The organism is Bacteroides sp. DH3716P (genome assembly GCF_025914115.1).
GTDB lineage: Bacteria > Bacteroidota > Bacteroidia > Bacteroidales > Bacteroidaceae > Bacteroides > Bacteroides ovatus.
The window spans coordinates 1,876,618-1,887,678 of the sequence record NZ_CP083673.1; the positions used below are offsets into that span (position 1 = coordinate 1,876,618).

Consider the following 11,061-nt stretch of genomic DNA (forward strand, 5'->3'; position numbering starts at 1 on the left):
GGGTTTGTGGTTGACGGAAACAATCTGTATCTTTGCAGCATGAAAAAGTTATTGTGTCCGCAATGCAAGATTGCAGCTATGTATGTGAAGAATGAACAGGGTGACAGGCTGCTGGTTTATGTGCTCGAAGATGGTGAAGTTGTTCCCAAATATCCGGAAGATTCGATGGAGGGGTTCGATTTGACAGAAGTCTTCTGCCTGGGATGCTCGTGGCATGGTTCACCTAAACGGTTGGTGAAACGATAGACCGGGAGACTCATGCTCTCATACTGATTTTTTTGATTTATGTCAACTAAAAGAGGAACGCAAATCAAGAACTAATTCATTGAATTTTCCGTATCTTTGCATCCGATTTTAGAACATAGACGTATGGCAACTTCTAAAGAAATGACGGCAGGGCCGGCATTACCTCTCATTTTAAAGTTTACGCTGCCGCTTTTACTCGGCAATCTGTTGCAACAAACGTATTCGCTTGTTGATGCTGCAATTGTAGGAAAGTTTTTAGGAATTAACGCGTTAGCTTCTGTTGGAGCTAGCACATCGGTGGTGTTTCTTATTCTCGGGTTCTGCAATGGATGTTGCGGAGGTTTCGGAATACCCGTTGCGCAGAAGTTTGGGGCGCGGGATTACAGTACGATGCGCAGTTATGTGGCCGTTAGTCTGAAACTGGCTGCGGGAATGTCTGTGGTGATTGCTCTTCTCACCTGTATTTTATGTGAGGATATTCTTCGGATCATGCGTACGCCGGAGAATATTTTCGAAGGGGCGTATGCTTATTTGCTTGTCACGTTTATTGGTGTGCCGTGTACTTTCTTCTATAATCTTCTTTCGAGCATTATCCGTGCGTTGGGAGACAGTAAGACGCCTTTTTGGTTTCTGCTGTTTGCGGCTGTTCTGAATATCATTCTTGATTTGTTCTGTATTTTGGTACTTGGCTGGGGAGTGGCGGGAGCTGCTATTGCTACTGTCTTTTCGCAAGGATTGTCGGCTGTTCTCTGCTACATTTATATGTACCGGAAGTTTGAAATATTGCAAGGTACTCCGAAAGAACGCCGGTTCCAGTCGAAACTGGCTAAGACACTGCTTTACATTGGTGTGCCTATGGGATTGCAGTTTTCTATCACGGCTATCGGCAGCATCATGCTTCAGAGTGCGAATAATGCATTGGGAACAGCGTGTGTGGCAGCTTTTACGTCTGCTATGCGCATCAAGATGTTCTTTATCTGCACGTTCGAGAGTCTGGGAATTGCGATGGCTACGTATAGCGGACAGAATTATGGGGCAGGAAAACCGGAGCGTGTCTGGTTGGGAATTAAGGCGAGTGCTTTGATGATGATCGTTTATGCGGCATTTACATTCGTTCTTCTGATGGTGGGAGCTAAATATTTTGCATTGATCTTTGTAGATCCGTCGGAAACGGAAATTCTGTTGGATACCGAGTTATTCCTGCATATCTCCTGTATGTTCTTCCCGATGCTTGGTTTGTTGTGTATCTTGCGTTATACCATTCAGGGAGTAGGCTTTACCAATCTTGCCATGTTCTCCGGAGTGGCGGAGATGATTGCTCGTATTCTTGTCAGTCTCTATGCCGTACCGGTATTCGGTTTTATTGCTGTCTGCTACGGTGATCCGATGGCTTGGATAGCGGCAGACTTATTCCTCGTGCCGGCCTTTATTTACGTTTATCGCAGGTTGAAGAAGCAGGTATTTACGAATTCGACTGTACAGCAGACTGTTGCATAATTGTCTTTTTTCAGGCTAGGAATATTTCTTTGTTTGAATTTAGAAATCGGCCTTTTTCTGTATACGGAAAATGTCTCCGTATATGGGATGGCGAAACTCTATATATTCGGCATGGAGGTATAGTCTGTCTGCTTTCTTTCCGTAGAGTTCGTCTCCAAGTATGGGGCATCCCAAGCCTTCCGGATGGGCGGCGTGTACTCGTAACTGATGTGTGCGTCCGGTCAACGGATAGAAGACAATCCGGGTGTATTTTCTTGGCTCATTGATACTCCTTTCTGATTCATCAATGATCTTTTCTGATTCACTGATAATCTTGTATTCTGTAATCGCCTCTTTTCCGTATTCTTTACTAACGATTTGTCGGGGACGGTCGAGGGGATTTAAACAGAGAGGGAGTTCGATCCTTCCTGTTCTTTCTGATAGTACTATTCCATCCAGCACAGCCACATAGCGTTTCTTGATACTTCTGTTTGCGAATTGTGCCTGTAAATCCTGATGTACCTTTTTTGTTTTGGCAACGAGTAATAATCCTGAAGTAGCCATATCGAGCCGGTGTACAATCATAGGACCGGTAGCTTCGGGATATTTTTTCTTCAAACGATGATAGACTGAATCTCTGTCCTCTGCTTTTCCCGGAACGGACAACATCCCTGCCGGTTTATTGACTACCAGTAACCATTCATCCTCAAACACGATTTCTAGTTCTTCCTCTTCATGAACAGGATTCAGCAGTGGATTTTCGTCTATCTCCAATCCTTGCAGCATGTGTTGCAGAATCGGTTCGCATTTCCCTTTGCAGGAAGGATAATAATATCCGTGATGCCGGATTTCGTTTTTAGGAGAGTCGCCCCACCAGAATTCAGCCATAGCCAATGGCTTTAATTGATGAAGATACGCATATTGCAATAACTTAGGCAAAGCACATTCACCCGCACCGGCAGGAGGAACTTTCTGAACCGTTTGCTCAAAAATAGTATATAAGTCTTTCACCTCTCCTTGGGCGTTTAGCATCCGGAACTGCTCGAATAATTTTCTTTGTAAAGCTGCCGAACGTTCTTTTCGTTCGGTTTTCAGTCGTTCTATTTCAATATCGAAGTGCCTGACTTCCGTTTCGAGCTCTTCCAATCGTTTCTTCCATTCCTTTTCCAGTCGTTTGTATTCCGCCTTTTGGTATTGGCTTTCCCGAATCAGGGAGGCTTGTTCTTCTTCGGAAAGCTCCGGAGATGACTGGCGGCGAATCTCTCTCGCCTCCTTTGCCATTTTAAGCTCCGCTTTTGCTTGATTCAAAACAGCTTTAGCCTGTTCCGTTTCTATCTTCCATTTCTCTTTTGAACCGAGATAAGAACTACTGTTTTCCAATTCACGAATACGGATATTAATGGCAGAAATCTGTTCTTCTTCGATTTTGAAGAATCCCTCCGGTTGTAATAGGTCATAAACAGGAGGAACGAAATAAGGATGCAGATTCTTTCCGGCCAGATTGCCGGAGAAAGCTGCAAGATAACCAATCTGATTTTCTTCGTTGTTTGTTATTCCGTTGTCCGTTTGCACAATCAACACTCCAAACATCTTTCCGGAAGCCAATTCCTCTTGCCATTCTTTCCGGCTTGCAATATATGCTTTCACTTCTTCCGCAGCCAACACACACAATGGATGGGGTGTATAATGGAAAGGATAAGTGAATTTTTCCGGCAACGCAAGGTAAGAAACGGGTTTCTTGAAAAAATGTATCATCGGTTTATATATATGAATGAATGTGATTACCTTTGCAAAAGTAACGTAAATCCGCGAATTTTATTCTATATTTGTTTGAGAGTTTGAGTGAGATAACGTGGACGTTTGAATGAAATTGTATGGATAGGATAGAAGAAAAACCAAAATTTGCCTTTCTTGGCAACAGTCACATGGCTTTTTGGGCACTGGATATCTATTTCCCACAATGGGAATGTCTGAACTATGGTGCTCCCGGTGAAGGGCTGGCCTATGTGGAGTCTTTTGCGGTAGACACTTCCGATTGCCAGGTCGTTGTTCAATTCGGAACCAATGATATTTATCAGTTGAACGATGAAAATATAGATGAATATGTAGAGCGTTATGTAAAAGCGGTTCTTGCCGTCCCTTCACTGAAAACATATCTTTTCTGTATTTTTCCGCGTAATGATTATGATGATTACAGTACGGCTGTGAATAAATTTATCCAGATCCTTAACCGGAAGATACACGAAAAATTGCAGGGAACAGATATTGTCTATCTGGACGTATTCAATCGTTTATTGCAGGATGGCAGGCTGAATCCGGAGTTGACTCTCGACGATTTACATTTGAATGGTAAGGGGTACAGTATTCTGACAGAAGCACTGAAACAGGCTTCCAGTTTGTAAAACATACCTAAATACTTCATTCCTTGCTTTTATTTATAAATTTGGTGGCATATCAGTTTATTTTTCCTATTTTTGTCCCCAATTTAATAGTAAATAACCCCCATAAAAACGATAAGACTTATGGAAAAAGTAATTATCAATTCGTACGAAGAATTCGAAAAACTAGTAGGCCAACAGATAGGTGTTTCCGATTATGTGGAACTCTCGCAGGAACGTATCAATCTTTTTGCTGATGCAACGCTGGATCATCAATGGATTCATGTAGATACGGAACGTGCGAAAGTAGATAGCCCTTATCATAGCACGATTGCTCATGGCTACCTGACATTGTCTATGCTTCCTTATTTGTGGAATCAGATTATCCAGGTGAATAACCTGAAAATGATGATTAACTACGGTATGGACAAAATGAAATTCGGTCAGGCTGTATTGTCAGGACAGAGCATCCGTCTGGTGACTACTTTGCACTCGCTGACTAATCTGCGTGGTGTGGCAAAAGCGGAAATCAAGTTTGCTATCGAAATAAAAGACCAACCAAAGAAGGCGCTGGAAGGAATTGCTGTATTCCTTTATTATTTCAATTAATGGCAAGCTGTTAAAGAAACAGATTTTATCCCCGGAAATGATCGAAATACGTCTCAAAAGTTAGATACAAAAACTTTTGGGATGTGCTTCAGATGGATCGTTTCCGGGGATAATTTTATCCTTTTACTCCCATAAATCTGAACGGCTGTGCCGGTTTAAACTCTTTCGTTGCATTTCCATGATAAGTTTCACCGTTGGCGATAGATAATTTGAGTACCGGAGCTCCTTCTGACAAGTCTGTTTCCCGTAAGTTTACCCAGAATGTATTAGGTGTCAGACTTGATTCGAAGAAGTAGAGCAAATTCTTACTATCCGATACCGTTCTCCATTGTGTGGTGGAAATCTCCGGAAATTCGGGAGTAGAGATGCCATAAGGAACAGAAGTGTTTCGGATAACGCTGAATACGCTTGCTATGGCTATTCTCACATCATCTGTTTGGGGCAGGGCATTGATATAAAAACTGGCTCTTGCAAAACGGTCGGATGGACGGTTGGTTCCGGGCAGGAAACTCAATCCGCCTATTGATTTCCAGTACTCGTTCAGTGCCAGTTGCTTGTTGTAGGTTGGGGAGTTGGTCATCACTTTGTATTCCTTGCTGTGGTAAACAGTCAGCTTTCCACCCGTATATTCGAATATCGCACAATCGCCCGTTGCGTCGGAAATAGATAAATGCAAGGTTGCCAGGCGGGAACCATCCGGCATCAGGTCCGATACCACTTGGAAAGTGTTTTCATCAATGAAAGCGACAGCCTCGTCTACGGTGGCGAAGTTATCCAGCATATATTGCACCCATGCAGTAATGGCAAGTCCCGGTTTACTTTGATCTCTGACCGGATACTCCGTTTCGGGCAACCATAACAGATTGGCAACCAACCCTTTTTCATTCATCCCGTCTGTACTGGCAATCTCGAAAGCCGAAGTCACCACGCTGCCATACTTGGACGTCCATTGCAGGGAGTTGGCTCCCGTTTCTCCATTTCTTTCCATACCTTTGGGAAATACCCAAAGATTGCTGTGCATTTCTGTTTTCCAGTCCATAGACCGGCCGGTTACCACCATTCCATTTTTTCCCGAATAAACGACTCTTGTACACATAATTTTAATTTCTAGTTAAAGGTTTATTATAAGCTGCTTTCACGAGGTATTCAACCCCGATGCGGATTCATCTCGCAAAAGCATATTCTCAAAACAATAACGTTTCATTTATGTTTTAGATACATATCAGATATTAATAAAGTATCAAAAAACAGGTATTATGTCATTAAGTAATCTTCTCATCATATTTTCGTCATCGTTTATGGCGCTGTTTCCGGTGATAAATCCTTTGGGGAATGGTTTTGTCGTCAATGGATTCTTTACAGACCTCGATCCTCAACAACGGAAAGCAGCTATTCAGAAGCTGACGCTCAATTTTATAATGATCGGTGTAGGGACATTGGTGATAGGGCATCTGTTTCTATTGATTTTCGGTTTGGCTATTCCTGTTATTCAGTTGGGAGGTGGAATGCTGATTTGTAAAACGGCAATGGAGCTGTTGGGCGATTCGGGTTCGTCTGATAAAGAAGAAACCAGTAAGAATGTAGACGGCTTCAGATGGAAAAACATCGAGCAGAAGATATTTTATCCCATCACGTTTCCTATCAGTATCGGGCCGGGCAGTATATCGGTTATCTTTACTTTGATGGCGTCTGCCAGTGTTAAAGGCAAATTGTTGCAAACTGGGATTAATTATTTGGTCATTGCGCTTGTCATTATTTGTATGGCGGCCATCTTTTATGTATTCCTTTCACAAGGACAGAGGTTTATTCAGAGGTTGGGACCGGTGGGAAATCAAATTATTAATAAGCTTGTTGCTTTTTTCACTTTCTGCATCGGTATTCAGATTTCGGTGACGGGTATATCCCAGATATTCCATCTGAATATACTCTAATTGAACGGTGAGATAAAAGCGATAGAAATTATCTGTTTTTCTTTGCTTTCATGGCTTTCAGGGTGTTTTTTCGTACGGAACGGATAGCGGGAACCAGTAAGTCGGGCTCCATGATTTCCAGTATTGTGCGTAATTCCTGTTGCAGTTCCGGGATGGAACGTGTCAGTTGATAAGCCAGTTTCATGCAGAGCGATTGCACGCCCGGTGGTTCCTCGCGGGATATCATGCGTTCCATGCAGAAATCAAGGAAATCCACTCGTGGCGGATCGGCGGCAGGTTGCTGGCATATCAGGTTCAGGATCATTCTCCGTTTTCCCGAGTGTGGGCAGGTCATGGCAGCGTCAATCAATTCTTCTTGTTTCCGGCTCAACCATTCTACATCTGCCTTGGAGAAATGACTACATACCCACAATGCCTGATAGGAAACAATGTGGTCTTTGTCGAATATCAGCTGGTAGACTTCTTCTCTAAGACGCTCGTCGTCCTGTATGAAATGGAGTACTTCTCTGATATCTTCAATGTGTACACGTTCGGATAATCTGGCACGTAAGTTCATGTTTCTTTCGTTTTTGGGAAATTAATCTCTATTAGTGGAATCAGCTTCCGGCAGTTGCAAATGAAGAATGGGGAAAGGTTTACCCATGCTGTCCGTTTCATCTCTGCCGATGACTTGGAATCCCAAATGGAGATAGAACTGAAGTGCTTTTTCATTCTGCTCGTTTACGTCCACCTTATCCATATGTTTTTTGTCTCTTGCATATTCCATTAATCGTTTGCCATATCCTTTTCCCTGTTCGTCGGGGTGTACGAATAACATTTCGATCAGTTCGTCGCTCAATCCCATGAAGGCGGCAATCTTTCCGTTGGCATTCCGGATGACAAAAAGTTCAACAGCGGGTAGATAATGCTTCCGCACCAGTGGTTTATAAAATTGGATATGCTCTTCCGTCAGGAAATCATGCGTGTGGCGAACGGACATTTCCCATACATGGAGGATTTCATCATAGTCTTCCGGAGTAGGTTGGGAGATGCCGGGCAGGTAGTAGCACTGGTGGTCGTAGATGTTTCCGTTGTAAGTCAGTTCTGCCTGATGAAGTGTACCTTCATAGATGAAACCGTTCTTTTTCAGTACTTTCTGCGAACGTTTATTGTGCGGATAACAGGTAGCTGTGATGAGGCTAAGCCGCAATTCTTCAAAGCCATAGTTGAGGACATCCTGCACTGCTTCGGTCATGTATCCTTTGCCCCAATAAGATTCGTCGAGCCAGTAACCCAACATTCTCACTTGCGGATTTTCGCGTTTAGGATCGGGGATAATTCCTACGGAACCGATTAGCTGTTTTGTATCTTTTAGTATCACTGCCCATATCCCCTCCTGATTGATAAATGTGGAATGAAGTATCCGGCGGGATTCATCCAATGTGCGATGGGGCGGCCATCCAGCATTGTTTCCCAGATTCGGGTTCTGGCAGCAAGCGAAAAATGTTTCTGCATCTCTTTCTTCGAAAGGGCGGAGAAATAAACGTTCTGTATGGAGCGTCACGGGGGGAATATTTTCTATGTCAGTTTTCTGTCTTGCTTTGTTTTTCGATTCGTTTGCTGTTTTCCGATATACGCACTCAATCCGGTTTCCGTCAGGATCGAGGACTACACTTTCAAAGTATCCGTCTCCCGAAGTGCGCGGTTTACCGGCGATGGTATATCCTTCCGAACGCATTTGTTCGGTGAAGCGTAATACTTCTTCCTGGCTGGGGAAGGTGAAAGCAAAGTGTGTCAGTCCAACCCTGTTTTCTTCAATGGGAGTGTTCTGTACATCTGTACGGCTCATCAGTTCCAAGTCTGTTCCCTCTCCAAAAGAGATAAAATAGGACTCGAATCCTTTCTTGGGATTGATATATTTTTCGTTGCTTTTTCCTCCGAAGAAGCGGACATAGAACTCTTTTAGTTCTTCCAGACGAAAAGTCCAGATAGCGATATGATGTAGTTTCATATAAATGAATTTTCTAATTTCTATTACTTTGTTTCTATCTTAATGCTGCATTACATATTCGTAAACGATACGGGAAATATCAGCGATAATTTTACTGTTCGCCTGATTATTTTCTTCAGAATCCTTCACGAAGACAGCTATACTATAAGTACGTCCACCGGGCAAAAGTACGAAACCGATGTCATTACAACCGATTTGTTGTCCTTTCGCATTAAGATCTCCCGTTCCGGTTTTATGACCTACGGTTACTTTTTTGTCGAGCAATGGAGCAACCAGACGGTCTTGTCCGGTTTGACATTCTACCATTGTTTGAAATATGAAGTCTTTGTACACGTTGGGAAACAATGGCTTCTTACGGAATATTTCCACTAATTCGGCTGCGGCTAACGGAGTAGTCCAGTTTTCATAACATAGGTTCAAGTCTTCGTGCATGGCAGTTTCCGTACCGGCAATGGCACATTCCCGAATTCCCTGTGAATGGATATACTTGTTTACGGCATCCGGACCTCCCTGATAATCAAAAAGAATATCGCAGGCATTGTTGTCACTCTGTTGGAGTGTATATTTTAGCAGGTCGGCAATACTCATTTCAATTCCGCCCTGCGGATATTTATCCCGTAGCGGACTGTAAGTATCCGGCTTTAAATCCGATTTTTTAATAGGTAACCGGGTTTCCAGCGATTGCTTCTGCTTTCCCATATAATCTGCCAATGCTAATGCCTGATGAAACTTGAATACGCTCATCAGTGGATAGTGAATATCATTATTGACAGTTATCGTATCTTTCCCATCAATGATGACGGCTATTCCTATTTCGGCCTTCTTTCCCTTGATGGCTTCTTTCAACTGTGTCTCAAGTTGAGTTTGTCGGGCAAACAGGAGGGTGGGGACTAAACAAAGAAATACTATGAATGAACGCATAATCAATTTCTCTTTTAACGGGTTACTAATTCTCTATTGAAATCATATTTTCTGTTGAAGTCACAAAGGTATAAATAGTAATTGCCTTTGCAAATTCTTACTTGAAATTTATAGTTGTATAATGAATATGTAGAGTTAGTTTCTTAATTTTTGTAGTAATAAAAATATTGATACAGAAATTAGGTTTACTATTTCATTTATGTTATTTTTGTGATATCTTATTACTGAAATATATACTATGTAAATATTTGGAAGTAGTAACACACCATTAAAAGACAAAACTAATATGAGCACTTTTCGTTCTATAGAAGAACTTGTCAAAAGTCTGGACCGGGAGAAAGAACTCTTGAAAGAAATGTTTGCTAAACGGAAATCTCTTTCGTTCCGTTATGATTATGCGCTTGAAATGACGGAGTACAAAGAAGAGCGTATCCGCTATCTGATAGACTATGGAGTCATCCGGGACACTGGCGACTTCCTTGAAATGGAGGATATTTATCTGAAATTCTTTGAAGATGTGCTCGAAGTAAATGAAGAAATCAATGTATCTTTCGTGCAGGATTACCTGACACGACTGAATGAAAACATTGACTATTACTTGAAAGAGAATAACGAACAACGTAAATACAACTACCAGCGTGAAGTGAAACGCTGCCTGAAAAACATCGCTCTGACTACAGTCCGCAATGTGATGGATCTGAAAAGAAACATGGATAATACCTATAAGAACGAACCTAATTATAAGATAAAAAAGACCAAACTTGTCCGCCTCGATGAGAAACGGAATAATATTGCTCTGCTGATTCGTAAAAGTGAGGAATTGATAGACTACGGACAGCCTGTTTTCTTCCGGGTGGCGATGGACGTACAAATGCGGAATGTAGTAAGTGACGTAAAACTTCAGCTAAATGACTCGTATCATAATCTGATTGAAATCCAGAAACAAATCATTCATTATCTGAATCTGATAGATTATCAGAACCGTATCTTTGAGAAAGTAAAGAAGTTGAAGTACTTGAAAGACCAGTTCTTGTTGGAAGAACATACAAGTATCCGTTCTGTTGCCGCACAAAAAAATCCTGTCTGGATGGAGCCGCAGGTCGGTTATCGCATCAAGCTTTCCATTGATAATCTACGGACTTCCGATGAGGCTTTTCAGATTTTGAAGAAACTTGTCGCGCGGCAGAGAAATTCTCCGAAAGGAATGAAACAACTGGCAGATGCCATTCCGGAAGGATACCTGGATGGGCAGTCGCAAATGATAGATACCGTAAACTTGCAGGAGGTGCATAATTCATTTATGGCGTCCAGCACCCATCTGTTCTCTTTTGTGATGAACTATCGCTACCGGAAAGAGGTGACACGTGGAGAGAAATTAATCTTTTTCTGCCAACTGGCGTCACAGTATGCCGACGAACTTCGCTTTACGGATACTTATGAAATCTCCGACGAAGTGGAATACCCTTTAATATATGCCAAATAATGTATGCTGAATACTAAAAACAGATGA

General features: G+C 42.3%; 11 protein-coding genes. 6 read left to right on the plus strand and 5 right to left on the minus strand.

The features are described 5' to 3' along the window. Positions 1–39: 39 nt before the first annotated feature. On the plus strand, positions 40–246 hold the full coding sequence (locus tag KQP79_RS06595; RefSeq protein ID WP_007750505.1) for a hypothetical protein: 207 nt from the start codon (positions 40–42) through the stop codon (positions 244–246). A 123-nt stretch (positions 247–369) separates the two neighbouring features. Then, a complete protein-coding gene (locus KQP79_RS06600; protein ID WP_138343333.1) occupies positions 370–1,743 on the plus strand; it encodes an MATE family efflux transporter in 1,374 nt (457 codons plus the stop codon). A 39-nt stretch (positions 1,744–1,782) separates the two neighbouring features. Here KQP79_RS06600 and KQP79_RS06605 read toward each other — a convergent pair whose 3' ends face one another. Further along, complete coding sequence (locus KQP79_RS06605) at positions 1,783–3,477, minus strand: RluA family pseudouridine synthase (protein WP_138343331.1); 1,695 nt, start codon at positions 3,475–3,477, stop codon at positions 1,783–1,785. Between the two features lie 119 nt (positions 3,478–3,596). Between KQP79_RS06605 and KQP79_RS06610 the strand changes: the two genes are divergently transcribed. Continuing rightward, positions 3,597–4,124: an SGNH/GDSL hydrolase family protein gene (locus KQP79_RS06610; RefSeq protein WP_008644372.1), complete on the plus strand. Its 528-nt coding sequence runs from the start codon at positions 3,597–3,599 to the stop codon at positions 4,122–4,124. 120 nt (positions 4,125–4,244) lie between these two features. After that, the gene (locus KQP79_RS06615) at positions 4,245–4,709 is read left to right on the plus strand and encodes a MaoC family dehydratase (RefSeq protein WP_004308264.1); all 465 of its coding nucleotides are present in this window, start codon (positions 4,245–4,247) and stop codon (positions 4,707–4,709) included. 115 nt (positions 4,710–4,824) lie between these two features. On the opposite strand, the gene KQP79_RS06620 is transcribed toward KQP79_RS06615, so the two are convergent. Next, positions 4,825–5,805 carry a linear amide C-N hydrolase gene (locus tag KQP79_RS06620; RefSeq protein WP_004308262.1) on the minus strand — a complete coding sequence of 327 codons (981 nt, stop codon included), beginning with the start codon at positions 5,803–5,805 and terminating at the stop codon, positions 4,825–4,827. Between the two features lie 160 nt (positions 5,806–5,965). Between KQP79_RS06620 and KQP79_RS06625 the strand changes: the two genes are divergently transcribed. Further along, positions 5,966–6,640 carry a MarC family protein gene (locus KQP79_RS06625; protein WP_004325103.1) on the plus strand — a complete coding sequence of 225 codons (675 nt, stop codon included), beginning with the start codon at positions 5,966–5,968 and terminating at the stop codon, positions 6,638–6,640. A 28-nt stretch (positions 6,641–6,668) separates the two neighbouring features. Here KQP79_RS06625 and KQP79_RS06630 read toward each other — a convergent pair whose 3' ends face one another. The 3 genes from KQP79_RS06630 to bla are packed head-to-tail and all read right to left on the minus strand — an operon-like array spanning position 6,669 to position 9,551. Beyond that, the gene (locus tag KQP79_RS06630; protein ID WP_008644374.1) at positions 6,669–7,196 is read right to left on the minus strand and encodes a hypothetical protein; all 528 of its coding nucleotides are present in this window, start codon (positions 7,194–7,196) and stop codon (positions 6,669–6,671) included. 21 nt (positions 7,197–7,217) lie between these two features. Further along, entirely contained in the window at positions 7,218–8,630 is a 1,413-nt protein-coding gene (locus tag KQP79_RS06635; protein ID WP_138343329.1) for a GNAT family N-acetyltransferase, read from the minus strand. Positions 8,631–8,669: 39 nt separating this feature from the next. Continuing rightward, positions 8,670–9,551: a class A beta-lactamase, subclass A2 gene (gene bla / locus KQP79_RS06640; RefSeq protein WP_138343327.1), complete on the minus strand. Its 882-nt coding sequence runs from the start codon at positions 9,549–9,551 to the stop codon at positions 8,670–8,672. A gap of 286 nt (positions 9,552–9,837) precedes the next feature. On the opposite strand from bla, the gene KQP79_RS06645 reads away from it, so the two are divergent. After that, complete coding sequence (locus KQP79_RS06645) at positions 9,838–11,034, plus strand: hypothetical protein (RefSeq protein ID WP_004320669.1); 1,197 nt, start codon at positions 9,838–9,840, stop codon at positions 11,032–11,034. Positions 11,035–11,061: the final 27 nt, after the last annotated feature.

Coding starts and splice junctions, on each gene's coding strand:
- KQP79_RS06595 (WP_007750505.1), top strand. CDS start 40: ATGAAAAAGTTATTGTGTCCGCAATGCAAGATTGCAGCTATGTATGTG.
- KQP79_RS06600 (WP_138343333.1), top strand. CDS start 370: ATGGCAACTTCTAAAGAAATGACGGCAGGGCCGGCATTACCTCTCATT.
- KQP79_RS06605 (WP_138343331.1), bottom strand. CDS start 3,477: ATGATACATTTTTTCAAGAAACCCGTTTCTTACCTTGCGTTGCCGGAA.
- KQP79_RS06610 (WP_008644372.1), top strand. CDS start 3,597: ATGGATAGGATAGAAGAAAAACCAAAATTTGCCTTTCTTGGCAACAGT.
- KQP79_RS06615 (WP_004308264.1), top strand. CDS start 4,245: ATGGAAAAAGTAATTATCAATTCGTACGAAGAATTCGAAAAACTAGTA.
- KQP79_RS06620 (WP_004308262.1), bottom strand. CDS start 5,805: ATGTGTACAAGAGTCGTTTATTCGGGAAAAAATGGAATGGTGGTAACC.
- KQP79_RS06625 (WP_004325103.1), top strand. CDS start 5,966: ATGTCATTAAGTAATCTTCTCATCATATTTTCGTCATCGTTTATGGCG.
- KQP79_RS06630 (WP_008644374.1), bottom strand. CDS start 7,196: ATGAACTTACGTGCCAGATTATCCGAACGTGTACACATTGAAGATATC.
- KQP79_RS06635 (WP_138343329.1), bottom strand. CDS start 8,630: ATGAAACTACATCATATCGCTATCTGGACTTTTCGTCTGGAAGAACTA.
- bla (WP_138343327.1), bottom strand. CDS start 9,551: ATGCGTTCATTCATAGTATTTCTTTGTTTAGTCCCCACCCTCCTGTTT.
- KQP79_RS06645 (WP_004320669.1), top strand. CDS start 9,838: ATGAGCACTTTTCGTTCTATAGAAGAACTTGTCAAAAGTCTGGACCGG.